Here is a 14,487-nt window from a genome sequence, read left to right on the forward strand (position 1 = left end):
CCCGCGAACTCGCCCACAGCAGAAACAGCTGTTGGCTCAGACACACTCACGGAGGCGGGCTATGCTCGCTCCAACGACGAAAATTGATCTACCGTCATTCGCACATGTGTTGCAGGAATCATATTAATAAGCGGTAGATTTTGCGAATATACGTTATCAGATGATGCAACGTATATTGCTATGTTGCCAGTACAAGTTCTGCTGATCGTAAGCCCAGTATGGGTATTTTGTGCGAATGACGCTGTGAATTGTAACAGAATGAGTGAATGGCGCACGATTTGACTTGAACAATGTCTTGACAGGAGTAGAAAAATAAGATAGAATAAACAAATCAATTGCCCAGTTAGCTCAGTTGGTAGAGCAGAGGACTGAAAATCCTCGTGTCTCTGGTTCGATTCCGGAACTGGGCATTTATTATAAAAAAAGTGTTGACATCAAAGTATAAATGTGATAGTATATCACCTGTCGATGAGTTGACACAACAAAATATTGTACATGCGGGTGTAGTTCAATGGTAGAACACCAGCCTTCCAAGCTGGATACGTGGGTTCGATTCCCATCACCCGCTTTTTTTTATTTTACAGTTCACTCATCATATGTATTCATGTAATGATTATGCTTGCATGAGGAATTACCTGAGTACATAATGATGAAGGGGCGCCTTTTTATGAGCAAAGATAGTAGCGCAGCTACGGGGAAACCCGAATGGGCGCTTTGCGAATGGCGCGGGTGAACTGTATTTTTTATCTCAGTCTGAGTTGAGACTCCCACTTCTGCAAGTGGTGAGTAATAACAAATCTTTCTCAGTGGGAGTTCAATCTCCGACTGAGATAAACGCTCCGCGAGGGCGCACATTGTCTGGGAGACAATGGTTTTGCGCCGACCGAAGCGAAGTGTAGATGTGCAGTGATTCTGAGAAGAATATGTCAGCTTTCGCTGACCAGAATCACGCACCAAGTCTCACGTGCGTTCGACTTGAATGTATGGGGGAATTTAACATGAATGACGGACAGAAACTACCGGTGAATGTATCTTTGGCACAGAGTTTTAAGAAGCTGGCATGTGAACAGCCGGTGGAAAAGATTACAATCAAACAGATTACGGATGGGGCAGGAGTGATCCGGCCGACGTTTTATCACCATTTCAGTGACAAATACGGTTTGCTGGAGTGGATTCTGGTGCAGGATATCCTTCTTCCGATTCAGCCGTTGGTGGAAAATGGTATGATCAATGAGGCGATGCAGATTATTTTCTCCAAGATGCAGAAAGAAAAAAATTTTTACATGTGTGTCGGAAGGATGGAAGGTCAGAATTCCTTCCGGGAGATGGTGGAGATCGGCATCCGTTCTCTTCTTACCGGCATGATTGAGGAGAAGATGAAAGGAAAAGTTCCGAAAAACCAGTGGCTTAACCCGGAGCGGATTGCGGCTTATTATTCCCAGACGATGACGTATATCATGATGACTTGGATTGAGAGCGGTATGGAGATTTCACCGGAAGAGCTGGTGGAGGTATATGGTTTTATGATTACACGTTCTCTGGCAGATGTGCTGGCAGATATTTAAAGGTGGGAGGTATGTGAACGCAGAATAAGCATTCCCCCGCTTCAAGTGCGTAGAGCACTAAGCGGTGGGTAAGGGGGATGCTTATGTCAGTGGGAGTTAAAAGCTCCCACTGACAGGTCGCAAAGCGACTGCGTTCATGAGCAAATAGCGAAAGCGGATTGCGAATGTCCGCTTTACACTCCTTTTGGTAAGTTGTACAGTTTGCTGATAAGCAGGTAATGTAAGTAGTATAAATACAAACAACACATATGCGTATTTTTTCCATATACAAAACAACACATATGTATATAGAACGTATGCATATACAAGAGAATGAGTATAAAAATGATACACTCAAAAAAGATTGGATATTCTATTATCCAATCTTTTTTTCTATTCTATTACAACGAACAGGCACCTGCCTATGAGGTGCTGATACAGTTATAAAATATAGAATAGAAAGAGATGAGAAAAGATGCTGAAATTTGGAAAAGGTGTAGTCAAGTCGCGGATCATCATATTTATTGCAGCAATCCTGCTGTTGATCCCTTCCGTGCTTGGCTATCTGCACACAAGAGTGAATTATGATATTCTTTCCTATCTGCCGGAGAATATCGAGACGATGAAAGGCCAGGATATCCTGGTAGATGAATTTGGAACAGGAGCGTTTTCTACCTTTGTGGTTGACGGCATGTCGAATAAAGAGATCAGTGCCCTGAAGGCAAAAATCGAAGATGTGGATCATGTCAAGACAGTGCTCTGGTATGACAGCGTAGCAGATATCAGTATTCCGACAGATATGCTGCCGGAAAAGATGCAGAAAGTATTTCTCAGCGACGAAGGTACACTGATGTTTATCATGTATGATACGACAATGTCGGCGGATGAGACAATGGAAGCGGTGGAGCAGATTCGTGCCATTTCCAATGAACAGTGTTTCCTGAGTGGTATGTCAGCGGTTGTTACGGATATTCGGGATCTGTCTGACAAGGAAGTTCCGGTGTATGTACTGCTGGCGGTGATCCTGTCGCTGGTGGTATTGTCATTGACCATGGATTCGTTCCTGATTCCGATCTTTTTCCTGCTGAGTATCGGTATGGCAATCATATATAACCTGGGAACAAATGTGTTTATGGGAGAGATATCCTATGTGACCAAGGCGTTGAGTGCGGTGCTGCAGCTCGGTGTGACCATGGATTATTCGATTTTTCTGTGGCACAGTTATGAGAATCAGAAGAAAATATTTGCGGAGGATCATAAAAATGCCATGGCACATGCCATTGCCCAGACCGTTACCTCTGTTGTGGGAAGTTCTGTTACGACGGTGGCCGGATTTATTGCTCTGTGTTTCATGAGTTTCACACTGGGTATGGATCTGGGAATCGTTATGGCAAAAGGTGTTGTATTCGGTGTGATCGGATGTGTTACAATCCTGCCGTCCATGATTCTGATTTTTGATAAACCGCTGGAAAAAACGAGACACAAAGCAATTCTTCCGGATATTGGAAAATTGTCCGGTTTTGTGACAAAACGTTTCCCTGTTTTTCTGCTGATCTTTGCAGTGCTTCTGCTTCCGGCTGTTTACGGACAGAAAAATGCGGAAGTTTATTATGATCTGGCCGGTACACTGCCGGAGGATCTGCAAAGCTTCATGGCAAACCAGAAACTGGATGAAGAATTTGATATGAATTCCACTCACATTTTGCTGGCAGACAGTCATATGAAAGCAAAAGATGCGCAGGCAATGCTGGATCGTATTGATAAGGTAGATGGTGTCAAAACGGCTATCGGTATTGACAGCATCGTAGGCCCTTCGGTACCGAAAGATATGATTCCACAGTCCGTCCGGGAAATCATCGAGGATGATAAATATCAGATGATTCTGATCAGCTCAGAGTATAAGACCGCTTCGGATGAAGTAAATACTCAGATTGATGAGATCAATAAAATTGTGGCAGATTATGATGAAAACGGTATGCTGATTGGTGAAGCGCCGTGTACGAAGGATCTGATTACTATTACAGATACAGACTTTAAAGTAGTCAGTGCGATTTCAATCGTGGCTATTTTTGTGATCATTGCAATGGTGTTTCGTTCGCTGGTGCTGCCAATCATTCTGGTGGCAGTTATCGAGTTTGCAATTTTTGTAAATATGTCAATTCCATTTTACACGCACACATCAATTCCGTTTATTGCATCCATTGTAATCGGAACCATTCAGCTGGGTGCGACTGTTGATTATGCAATCCTGATGACAAACAATTACAAGAGTGCACGGGCAGCTGGGATGGAGAAAAAGGATGCGGTGCAGCATGCAGTGGCATCTTCCGCCCAGTCTATTGTAGTCAGTGCGTTGAGCTTTTTCGCATCTACATTTGGTGTTGGTATGTATTCCAACATCGACATGATCAGTTCGCTGTGTATTCTGATGGCTCGGGGAGCCCTGATCAGTATGGTAGTCGTTATTTTTGTACTGCCGGCGATGTATATGGTATTTGACAAGGTAATATGTGCAACAAGCGCAGGTTTTGGAGTAAAGAAAAAGGAGAAAAAAGCAAATGAAATTTTCAAGAGTAAAACAGTTTCTTAAATCAAAAAAAGTAATTCGTACCGGTGCCTGTGTACTGGCAGCAGTGATCGTGACCGGTGGTGTGGGTGCGTATCATGTCTATGGACAAAAAGCAAAAACGGCTCAGGAAACCACACAGGAGCGTGGTGCTGACACAGAAGACCGTTTTGCAGATGCGGAGGATGTTCTGACCCAGGTGCTCAAAACTCAGACAAAAACAGATAATGACGCGGCAGCAGAAAAGGAAGAAACCGTTTATGTGGTGGCTGATCCGGACGGAACACCCAATGAGGTTATTGTAAGTAACTGGCTGAAAAATTATCTCGGTGCAGATACCATCGAGGATGTCAGTGATCTGACAGATATTGAAAATGTAAAAGGTGATGAAAAATTTACGCAGAATGCAGACGGAACACTGACCTGGCAGGCAGATGGCAATGATATTTACTATCAGGGAAAAACAGACCGTAATCTCCCAATCGAAATGAAAATGACATATTATCTGGACGGTGAGGAGATTACACCGGAGGAACTGGCTGGCAAGAGTGGAAAAGTGACGATCCGTGCGGATTACACAAATAAGGAAAAAGCAGAGAATGGTGTCTATGTACCGTTTGCGGCAGTAACCGGGATGATGCTGAATAAAAACTTCACAAATGTGGAAGTGACAAACGGAAAAGTAGTCAGTGACGGAAATAATCAGGTGGTTGTGGGATTTGCATTTCCTGGTTTGTCCGAGAGCCTGGATCTTGACAGCAAGAATCTGGAGGATGTGAATATTCCGGATTATATGGAAGTGACTGCAGATGTCAAAGATTTTTCACTGGATATGACGATGACGTTCGTGATGAGTGATATTTTACAGGAACTGGATGTGGATCAGGATATCGATCTGTCCGGTATTGAAGATGCGATCGATTCTCTCAGTGATGCATCTGCACAGCTGGTGTCCGGAAGCAGGGAACTGGCAGACGGAACAGGTACCTTGCTGGACGGTATCAATGCTTATACTTCCGGTGTTTCCACATTGAAGAGTGGAATCAACGCCTATACAGATGGTGTGGCACAGGTGAAAAACGGTGTGGACAGTTATACAGCCGGTGTGGCTCAGGTGGCAGGCGGTACGAAGCAGCTGGCAGATAAATCGGGAGATCTTAAAGATGGTATTACACAGCTGGTGAGCGGTGCGATGCAGGTGCAGACTTATTTCGAAGGTGATAATGGCATTGTCAGTGGTGCAGAAAAGATTTCTGCCGGAATCGATCAGCTGGATGCTGCTTTGCATGCAGGAGTGACAGAGGAAGAAGCAGCTCAGGCAGAGGAAACTGTAAATCAGATGTTTGCAAAAGACGGCGAGACCTATCAGGAAATCGCAAAAAAGGCAGCCGGTCAGTATAAAACAGCTTTAACAGGAAGTGATGAACTTCAGTCCAAAGTTGAGAATGGTGTTAGCCAGGCAATGTACGGTGCATACAAAACTGCATATCAGCAGCTGAATGCAGAAGCATATGCACAGGCAGGAAAGAGCGATGCACTGGAAGCGGATGCAAAGGCATATGCAGATAAGATGACAGCAGCGTCAGCATCTTCTGTGTCAAATGTCTCAAGCCAGCTTATCAGTGGAATTGCTGACGGTACATCCACCCAGATTGGCGGAATGGCCGCAGAAGCTGCAAAACAGGGTGCTGTGGCAGGTGCAAAGAGTGGAATCGCTTCTGCAAAATCGGCTATCGCTTCTCAGATTGAAAACGGTGGTCTGGTATCAGGCGCTCAGACATTAAGCGCAGGTGTCCGGAAATTATATGGTGAAGGGATCCAACCGCTGGCAGTCGGTATGCAGAGTCTGAACAACAGTGTTCCGGAACTGATGAAAGGAATCCAGACATTAAATGCCGGAGTTGAAACACTGGACAGCAACAGCGCAACCTTGAAAGCAGGAGTCAATACCTTAAACAGCAAAGGCGGTGAACTCAAAGCAGGAGTTACGGCATTGGATAATAACAGTGGAAATTTAAGCTCGGGAGCCGCAAAACTGAAAGATGGTGCACAGACACTCAGTGACGGCATGATTCAGTTCGATGAGGAAGGTATTCAGAAACTGAGTGATGCATATCACGGAGATGTGGAAGCATTGTTAGACCGCGTGGATCTGGTACTGGATGCAGGACAGTCTTATCATACCTTCTCCGGTTTAAAAGATGATATGAGCGGAAGTGTGAAATTTATTATTCGTACGGAAGCGATTGAAAAATAAATTCTTGTTTGTCTGTGTAAAGGGCAAATTCGGAAGCAGAAATCCAGACAGACACGGATGATTTTCTACCTCCGCTGCGCCGCTTATTTCCGCCTCCTCCCGCGAACTCGCACGCAAAAACAGCGTGCTCAGACACACTCACGGAGGCGGGCTATGCTCGCTACGGTGACGAAAATCAACCTACCGTCTTGTCTTGGATTTTGCTTCCGGATTTGCCCCATTTACTTGACGGCACCGTATGCCACGCATGCACATAAGCTGATGACATAATATTCGTTATGTCGCATGCACAAATCTATATAGAGCAAAGAATGACACGGAAGCTAAAGTCAACAGAGACTATGCTATCAGCTTATATGCATGTGTGGCACGCAGTGCGTCGTGTGAATGGCTGATTATTTCACTGTGTAAATACAGAAAACGAAGCATCCTGTCAGGGAAAGCGATTAAGCAAACGACCGAGTTTCACGAGTTTTTGCGCGAGTGGGAACGACCTCTTTTTCAGGCGTGGGAACGAGCGCGATGAAAACGACGTGAAACGAGGGTAGTGAGCGTTTAGCGTCCTGACAGGATGCTTCGTTTTCGTATTAAAAATTAAATTTCAGCCAACAACAAGACAAACAAGAATTGATTCAGTTACAAAAATGTGCCGCATAAAATTCGTTCAAATGATCACATACCTGCGTCAGACCATCCTCGGTAAATGGATAGCTGGCGCAGTTTTTTTGTTCATCCGGTGTGGTATCAAAATTATAAGGTCCCGGCCATACAGTCACCCGAAGCACAGTGTCCCCTTCTTCCGGTTCATGTTTTTCAATGCGGTAGTGCATGCCTTTGTAGCTGCCGTGAAACCGCTCTTTTTTATAGAAGTTAATGTTAAAAATATCTGTTCTTTCAATCATGAGAATCGTCCTTTCAAAATTCTTGAATAGTTACAAATTATTTTAACTTTTGCAGGGAAAATGTGCAAGCATAGTTCAAGTCGAATGCACGTGAGATCTGGTGCGTGATTCTGGTCGGCGTAAACTGACATATTCATCTCAGACTGAGAGGAATGCAGATTTTTTTGTATTCCTTTTCGCTTCACTTTTTTTGGGGTTTGTGGTATCGTATGAAATACTTATGAAAAGTTCAAGTCAGATTTATTTGACTCAGACTGAGATGAATAAGATACATGATCGGTGAATGCGGATCATAAAGAGAGAAAAGAGATGAAAGATTTTAGATGAAGATTTTATTGACCGCGATTAATGCAAAATATATCCATTCAAATTTGGCCGTTTATTCTTTGCAGGCGTATGCAGAAGCACAGGGACATAAGATAGAACGGGCGGAATATACCATTAATAATCAGCTGGATGATATTCTGGAAAAAATCTATTGCCAGAAACCGGATGTGTTGATTTTTTCCTGCTATATCTGGAACATTGAATATGTAAGGGAACTGGCGGCAGAATTTCACAAGCTGCGGCCGGAGGTGCCAATCTGGGTTGGTGGTCCTGAGGTTTCGTTTGAGACGGAACGTTTTCTGAAGGAAAATCCTGCGATTACCGGAATTATGATGGGGGAAGGGGAACGGACACTGACTGAACTGTGTACCAGTTTTGAACAGGAAAGCTCATTGGAAAAAATCGACGGTATTTCCTATCGGCGAGGGGACGGAACGGTGGCGGTCCAACCACTGCGCAGCCTGCTTCCCATGGACGAACTTCCATTTTGTTATGCGAATCTGCAGGATTTTGAACACAGGATCATTTATTACGAATCCAGCCGTGGCTGCCCGTTTTCCTGCAGTTACTGCCTGTCTTCGGTAGACAAGAAGCTGCGGTTTCGTAGTCTTCCGCTTGTATACAGGGAACTGCAGTTTTTTATTGATGCAAAAGTGCCACAGGTGAAATTTGTGGACCGTACCTTTAACTGCCGGCATGAGCATGCTATGGGAATCTGGAATTATATCAAGGAACATGACAACGGTATTACGAATTTTCATTTTGAAATATCCGCAGATCTGCTCCGCGAGGATGAACTGGAACTGATTTCTGATATGCGGCCGGGGCTGATTCAGCTTGAGATTGGTGTACAGTCTACGAACGGAGCTACAATCCGTGAGATTCACCGTACTATGCGGTTAGAGGACGTGTATCGGGCTGTGAACCGGGTGAAAGCAGGGAAAAATATACATCAGCACCTGGATCTGATCGCAGGACTTCCGTTTGAAGATTATGAGAGATTTCAGCAGTCTTTTGATGACATTTATGCGTTGCATCCGCAGCAGCTGCAGCTGGGATTTCTGAAAGTGCTGAAAGGTTCCTATATGTATGAGCATGCATCCGAATATGGACTGATCTACCGGACGAAACCGCCGTATGAAGTGCTGGCCAGCAAATGGGTTTCCTATGATGAGATGCTGGAAATCCGCCTGGTGGAAGAAATGTTGGAACTTCATTATAATAGTGGCCAGTTTCTGACATATCTGGCTGTTCTGGAGCAACGGTATGCAAGTGCTTTTCAAATGTTTCTTGATATGGGACATTTTTATAGAAGTCATGGGTATCTGGATTGTAGCCATAACCGTGTGCGCAGGACCGAAATAGTACTGGAATTTGCAGAGAGTGTGGATGCCGGACATCGGGCGGCTTATGAAGAGGCTTTGATTTTTGACCTGTATAAAATTGAAAAATCCAAGAGCCGGCCGATATGGGCACGGGACCTGGCATTAGAGAAAAAGAAAACATCCGCTTATCTGCGGGCACATGGACTGGAAAAAAAATACTGTCATCTGGAGAAATTTAACTGGCTGGATGCACGGGGAACTCTGAGGCAGAAGGAACAGCCGATGTGGTTACTGTTTGACTATGAAGTACGTGATCCGTTAACAAATGAAGCAGCATTTACCGAAATCAGCGAAGCAGAAATGGAGGGAGATACCACATGGAACCGACCAGAGAACTGATTGCGGTGGATCTGGAGATGACCGGACTGCAGGTTAAAACAGACCGGATCCTGGAGATTGGTGCGGTGCGTCTGGTGGACGGACAGTTGCGGGACACGTTTCAGACATTTGTGAATCCGCATCGCAGGATTGATGCACGGATTACGGAACTGACAGGAATCCGGCCGGAGATGGTGGAGGATGCTCCGGAGGCAGAGGAGGCTTTGCGAAAATTTCTGGAGTTTGCGGGAGAGGCGCCATTTCTTGGACATAACGTGATCTTTGATTACAGTTTTTTGAAACAATGTGCAGTCAATCATAAGATATCGTTGGAGCGGAGTGCCCTGGATACGTTGAAGATTGCCAGAAAAGTACTGAAGGAGCCGGAGAAAAAATCGCTGGAGGCACTGTGCGGATATTTTCAGATTGACCGGGAACATGCGCACCGGGCGGTGGACGATGCAAAAGCAACGGCAGAACTGTTTTTAATGCTGCAACAGAAGTATCAGCAGCAGGAGCCGGGACTGTTTGTACCAAAGCCGTTGCATTACAAGGTGAAAAAGCAGGGACCACTGACTCCGGCACAAAAAAGAGACTTGAATCATTTGATGATTTATCATAGAATAGAATTTAATATTGAAATCGACAGCCTGACAAAAAGTGAGGCTTCGCGTATGATTGACAAGATTTATGCGCAGTATGGAAGGATTCCGGAACAGGAGGGTTCGGACAATGTATAAAAGATCAAAGAAAAAAAGACTGTTAGCGTCAATTGTAGTATTGATCGTGCTGGTGGCAATGGTAGTAACCGGCATTTTATCTGCATTTCTGATATGATTTGGAAAGGTGAACAGAACATGAAAAAATGGATCAGAGTATTACCGGTTCTCGGGGCAGCCGTGTTGCTGACAGTGGGATTCGGTCATCAGACGGCACAGGCAAAAAAAGGAGAACATCCGGTGATCGCGGACCGGATCTTTATCGGGGATGTTGCAGTAGGCGGTATGACAAAGGAAGAAGCTGTGGATGCGGTACAGGATTATGTACAGGATCTGGGGGATAAAACTATTACACTTACCATCAATGATGTTTCTGTGGAGGCAACAGCAGAGGAACTGGGACTTACCTGGGAAGATCAGGAGAGTGTGAAAGAGGCTGTGGCTTACGGAAAAAGCGGCAACCTGATCGCACGTTATAAAGCGGGCAAAGATCTGGAACATGAGGATAAAGTATTCAAACTTCCGCTGATGGTGGATGCAGAAAAGACAACCGCATATCTGGAGGATCATACATCAGAACTGAACCGGGAAGCCGTTGATTTCGGTCTGACCCGTGAAAATGGAGCATTCAAGATCATCGAAGGGCAGGATGGAATCGTTGTGGATGTGAAAAAATCCGTGGATGCCATTGATGATAGCCTGAAAGAAGGCTGGAAGGATGACAATACCGTGGAACTGGCGGCAGAGGTGACAAAACCGCAGGGTTCGGAGGAGGAACTGTCAAAAGTAAAAGATGTACTGGGAACTTTCAGCACGAATTATGCATCTTCTGCAGCCGGAAGAAAGGCAAATATTGCCAACGGAAGTAAGAAGATCAATGGCAGTGTGATTTATCCGGGAGAAGAATTTTCCGTATATCAGACTGTGGCACCGTTTAATGCGGATAATGGCTATAAGCTGGCAGGCGCCTATGAAAACGGTACCACTGTGGATGCATATGGTGGTGGAATCTGTCAGGTATCTACTACCCTGTATAATGCAGTCATCCGTGCAGAATTGGAAGTGACGGAGCGTTCCGGTCATTCCATGATCGTCGGTTATGTCGATCCTTCCGCAGATGCGGCGATTGCCGGAGAGTATAAAGATTTTAAGTTTAAAAATAATACTGAAGCACCGATTTATATAGAAGGATCTGCCAGCGGATCAAATGTATCTTTTACCATTTACGGACAGGAGACCCGAGCTGCAAACCGGAAAGTTTCTTTTGTCAGTGAGACATTAAGTACTACCGATCCGGGTGTGAAATTCGAGGCTTCTTCAGATGCAGTAGGAACAATCACGCAGACACAGAGTGCGCATGTGGGAAAATCGGCCCGTTTGTGGAAGGTGGTCACTGTGGACGGTGTGGAGCAGAGCCGGGAAATATTTAATAAGACGACATACAAAGCCTCACCGAAGATCTATGCCGTAGGTACGTCATCTGCCAATCCGGAAGCTGTTTCGGCAATGAAAGCAGCGATTGCAAGCCAGAATGAGGCAACGATCCGGGCAGCAGCGGCACAGTGGAAAAATGCAGTGCAGCAGCCGGCAGCAGATACAACAACAGATATGACACAGCAGCCGGCAGATTCTGCACAGCAGGGACAGACACAGGATCAGACACAGCAGACAACTGTTCCGGCACAGACAGCACAGTAGGTCTGACAGAATATTCGGAAATAATAAGGGAACATAAATTATGAAACAGGGAAAAATAGCAGAGAGCGTATTGAAACGTTCCATTTTCAAACAATTGCATCTGAAACGTCCGGATGTACTGCTGGCAGCGGGTATCGGAGAGGATTGTGCAGCTTTTGCGGTGGCAGAGGATGAAGTAGCAGTGATCTCTGCCGACCCGGTAATCTGGGAAGATTCTTTGGATGGACGGTGTGCCGTGCATGCGAATCTGAATGATCTGGCTGCCGGAGGTGCGGAACCTGTGGGACTGATGCTGACAGCACTGCTTCCGCCTGAGATTGAGGAAGCGCAGATGCGTCAGATGGTTCAGATGATTGCACAGGAATGTGAACCATTGCAGGTACAGATCCTGGGCGGACATACAGAAGTGACCGATGCAGTGAAGCGCCCGGTTGTTTCTATTGCGGCGGTAGGAAAAGCAAAGAAGGGAATGCTTTCCACTACCACAGGTGCAAAGCCGGGGGACGACATTGTTGTGACGAAATGGATCGCACTAGAGGCGACGGCAAAACTTGCCCGCAGCCGCAGAGAGGCATTACTCTCCAGATATCCACGGCATCTTCTGGATGATGCAGAACGGTTTCAACAGTATTTTTCAGTGATTCCGGAGGCTGCTACCGCCGTGAAGTCTGGCGTGAGAGCCATGCATGATGTGACCACAGGAGGCATTTTCGGTGCATTGTGGGAACTGGCAGAAGCTTCTGGCGTCGGACTGGAAATCGAATTAAAGAAGATACCGATTCGGCAGGAAACCGTAGAAATCTGTGAGTTTTTTGATCTGAATCCATATCAGCTGGGGTCCACCGGAAGCCTGTTGCTGGCTGCGCCGGATGGCAATCGTCTGGTATTGGATCTGAAGCAGCAGGGGATTCCGGCTGTTGTGATCGGAAAAGCCACAGCGGACAATGACCGGGTTGTGATCAACGAGGACGAACGCAGATTTTTAGAACCGCTGCGGGCGGGGGTTCAGGTATACGGTATGGAGTTCAAGATATAGAACCGTCGAATGCTGGTATTCTTCAGAACCAGTGGTTATAAAATGTTGAGAAATGTGAAGGAGAACTGACAATGCGTGAAAAAATTTTAACATTTATAGAAAAAAACAGTCGTATTGATATCAAAGAACTGGCAATTATTCTCGGCGAGGATGAGCTTAGTGTGGCAAATGAGCTGGCTGCGATGGAAGCAGATCATGTCATTTGCGGCTATCATACGCTGATCAATTGGGATAAGACTGATATTGAAAAAGTAACTGCTCTGATCGAGGTAAGTGTTACCCCACAGAGAGGACAGGGATTTGACAAGATTGCAGAGCGTATTTACAACTATCCGGAGGTAAATGCAGTTTACCTGATTTCCGGAAGCTACGACCTGCTGGTAACTATTGAAGGACGTACTCTGCGTGAAGCAGCACAGTTCGTGTCAGACAAACTTTCACCGCTGGAGTCCGTGCTTAGTACAAAGACAAACTTTATTTTGAAAAAGTACAAAGACCACGGAACCATTATGGCAGAAAAAGAAAAAGATGAAAGGATGCTGATGACACCATGAGAAACCCATTATCAAAAGTAATTACAGAAATTGAACCATCCGGTATCCGTAAGTTTTTTGACATTGTAAGTGAAATGAAGGATGCAATTTCTCTTGGTGTTGGTGAGCCGGATTTTGACACACCATGGCATATTCGTGATGAGGGTATCTATTCGTTGGAAAAAGGTAGAACTTTCTATACATCAAATGCAGGTTTAAAAGAATTAAAAATTGAGATTTCCAATTTCCTGAACCGGAAATACGGTCTGGATTATGATTATAACCATGAGATCATGGTTACTGTCGGCGGAAGCGAGGCCATCGATATTGCAATGCGTGCCATGCTGGATCCGGGGGATGAAGTACTGATTCCACAGCCAAGCTATGTATCGTATCTGCCATGTGCAAGACTGGCAGGCGGTGTTCCGGTGGTCATTGAACTGAAAGCAGAAAATCAGTTCCGACTGACCAGAGATGAACTGGAAGCAGCGATCACACCGAAGACAAAGATTCTTGTACTTCCATTTCCGAATAATCCGACAGGTGCGGTTATGGAGCGCAGTGATCTGGAAGAATTGGTGGATGTCATTGTTGCAAACGATCTGTATGTTATTACGGATGAAATCTACTCTGAACTGACTTATACAGAGGAAGGTCATGTGTCCATTGCTGCAATGCCCGGAATGAGGGATCGTACCATTTATATCAATGGTCTGTCCAAATCCCATGCGATGACAGGATGGCGTATCGGATATGCTTGCGGACCGCAGGTAATCTTAAAGCAGATGCTGAAGATCCATCAGTTTGCTATTATGTGTGCACCGACAACCAGCCAGTATGCAGGTGTTTCCGCACTGAAAAACGGGGATGAGGATGTGGCACATATGCGTGACGAATACAACGGCCGCCGTCGTTATCTTGTGCATCGTTTTAAAGAGATGGGACTTGAGTGTTTTGAGCCGTTTGGTGCATTTTATGCATTTCCGTGTATTAAGGAATTTGGTATGACTTCTGATGAGTTTGCCACCAGATTTTTGCAGGAAGAAAAAGTTGCAGTCGTTCCCGGAACCGCTTTCGGCGCATGCGGCGAAGGATTTCTGCGAATTTCCTATGCATATTCACTGGAAGCGTTGAAAGAAGCATTAGACCGCATGGAGCGTTTTGTACAGAAGCTTCGTGCAGAGAAAAAGGAAGCATAGATT

10 protein-coding genes and 2 tRNA genes are annotated in these 14,487 nt (G+C 45.4%); 11 read left to right on the forward strand and 1 reads right to left on the reverse strand.

Annotation, left to right across the window (positions count from 1 at the left end):
- The first annotated feature begins 337 nt into the window (after positions 1 to 337).
- From ACIRUQ_RS15420 to ACIRUQ_RS15440, 5 genes are all read left to right on the forward strand, one after another.
- A tRNA-Phe gene (locus ACIRUQ_RS15420) sits at positions 338 to 410 on the forward strand.
- Positions 411 to 497: 87 nt separating this feature from the next.
- A tRNA-Gly gene (locus ACIRUQ_RS15425) sits at positions 498 to 568 on the forward strand.
- 430 nt (positions 569 to 998) lie between these two features.
- Positions 999 to 1,565 (forward strand): TetR/AcrR family transcriptional regulator C-terminal domain-containing protein, encoded by a 567-nt coding sequence (locus ACIRUQ_RS15430; RefSeq protein ID WP_055291031.1) that lies wholly within the window; start codon positions 999 to 1,001, stop codon positions 1,563 to 1,565.
- 454 nt (positions 1,566 to 2,019) lie between these two features.
- Positions 2,020 to 4,134 carry an RND family transporter gene (locus ACIRUQ_RS15435; RefSeq protein WP_055291033.1) on the forward strand — a complete coding sequence of 705 codons (2,115 nt, stop codon included), beginning with the start codon at positions 2,020 to 2,022 and terminating at the stop codon, positions 4,132 to 4,134.
- Positions 4,103 to 6,367, forward strand: a complete 2,265-nt coding sequence (locus tag ACIRUQ_RS15440) for a hypothetical protein (RefSeq protein ID WP_055291035.1) — start codon at positions 4,103 to 4,105, stop codon at positions 6,365 to 6,367. Before ACIRUQ_RS15435 ends, ACIRUQ_RS15440 begins: the two co-directional genes overlap by 32 nt.
- Before the next feature lie 632 nt (positions 6,368 to 6,999).
- Here the strand turns inward: ACIRUQ_RS15440 and ACIRUQ_RS15445 are convergent.
- Entirely contained in the window at positions 7,000 to 7,269 is a 270-nt protein-coding gene (locus ACIRUQ_RS15445) for a hypothetical protein (protein WP_055291037.1), read from the reverse strand.
- A gap of 323 nt (positions 7,270 to 7,592) precedes the next feature.
- On the opposite strand from ACIRUQ_RS15445, the gene ACIRUQ_RS15450 reads away from it, so the two are divergent.
- From ACIRUQ_RS15450 to ACIRUQ_RS15475, 6 genes are all read left to right on the forward strand, one after another.
- Positions 7,593 to 9,320 (forward strand): B12-binding domain-containing radical SAM protein, encoded by a 1,728-nt coding sequence (locus tag ACIRUQ_RS15450; protein ID WP_055291039.1) that lies wholly within the window; start codon positions 7,593 to 7,595, stop codon positions 9,318 to 9,320.
- A complete protein-coding gene (locus ACIRUQ_RS15455; protein ID WP_055291041.1) occupies positions 9,299 to 10,039 on the forward strand; it encodes a PolC-type DNA polymerase III in 741 nt (246 codons plus the stop codon). The genes ACIRUQ_RS15450 and ACIRUQ_RS15455 overlap by 22 nt, the downstream gene beginning before the upstream one ends.
- A gap of 117 nt (positions 10,040 to 10,156) precedes the next feature.
- Complete coding sequence (locus ACIRUQ_RS15460; RefSeq protein WP_172679912.1) at positions 10,157 to 11,716, forward strand: VanW family protein; 1,560 nt, start codon at positions 10,157 to 10,159, stop codon at positions 11,714 to 11,716.
- 40 nt (positions 11,717 to 11,756) lie between these two features.
- Positions 11,757 to 12,752: an AIR synthase family protein gene (locus tag ACIRUQ_RS15465; protein ID WP_021738947.1), complete on the forward strand. Its 996-nt coding sequence runs from the start codon at positions 11,757 to 11,759 to the stop codon at positions 12,750 to 12,752.
- Positions 12,753 to 12,823: 71 nt separating this feature from the next.
- The gene (locus tag ACIRUQ_RS15470) at positions 12,824 to 13,306 is read left to right on the forward strand and encodes an Lrp/AsnC family transcriptional regulator (RefSeq protein WP_021738946.1); all 483 of its coding nucleotides are present in this window, start codon (positions 12,824 to 12,826) and stop codon (positions 13,304 to 13,306) included.
- Complete coding sequence (locus tag ACIRUQ_RS15475; RefSeq protein WP_021738945.1) at positions 13,303 to 14,484, forward strand: pyridoxal phosphate-dependent aminotransferase; 1,182 nt, start codon at positions 13,303 to 13,305, stop codon at positions 14,482 to 14,484. Before ACIRUQ_RS15470 ends, ACIRUQ_RS15475 begins: the two co-directional genes overlap by 4 nt.
- Positions 14,485 to 14,487 lie beyond the last annotated feature (3 nt).

The organism is Eubacterium ramulus, from assembly GCF_045002895.1.
Classification (GTDB): domain Bacteria; phylum Bacillota; class Clostridia; order Lachnospirales; family Lachnospiraceae; genus Eubacterium_I; species Eubacterium_I ramulus.

Bases quoted from the DNA above. Each gene is read 5' to 3' on its own strand.
- ACIRUQ_RS15430 (WP_055291031.1), top strand. From the start codon at position 999: ATGAATGACGGACAGAAACTACCGGTGAATGTATCTTTGGCACAGAGT.
- ACIRUQ_RS15435 (WP_055291033.1), top strand. From the start codon at position 2,020: ATGCTGAAATTTGGAAAAGGTGTAGTCAAGTCGCGGATCATCATATTT.
- ACIRUQ_RS15440 (WP_055291035.1), top strand. From the start codon at position 4,103: ATGAAATTTTCAAGAGTAAAACAGTTTCTTAAATCAAAAAAAGTAATT.
- ACIRUQ_RS15445 (WP_055291037.1), bottom strand. From the start codon at position 7,269: ATGATTGAAAGAACAGATATTTTTAACATTAACTTCTATAAAAAAGAG.
- ACIRUQ_RS15450 (WP_055291039.1), top strand. From the start codon at position 7,593: ATGAAGATTTTATTGACCGCGATTAATGCAAAATATATCCATTCAAAT.
- ACIRUQ_RS15455 (WP_055291041.1), top strand. From the start codon at position 9,299: ATGGAACCGACCAGAGAACTGATTGCGGTGGATCTGGAGATGACCGGA.
- ACIRUQ_RS15460 (WP_172679912.1), top strand. From the start codon at position 10,157: ATGAAAAAATGGATCAGAGTATTACCGGTTCTCGGGGCAGCCGTGTTG.
- ACIRUQ_RS15465 (WP_021738947.1), top strand. From the start codon at position 11,757: ATGAAACAGGGAAAAATAGCAGAGAGCGTATTGAAACGTTCCATTTTC.
- ACIRUQ_RS15470 (WP_021738946.1), top strand. From the start codon at position 12,824: ATGCGTGAAAAAATTTTAACATTTATAGAAAAAAACAGTCGTATTGAT.
- ACIRUQ_RS15475 (WP_021738945.1), top strand. From the start codon at position 13,303: ATGAGAAACCCATTATCAAAAGTAATTACAGAAATTGAACCATCCGGT.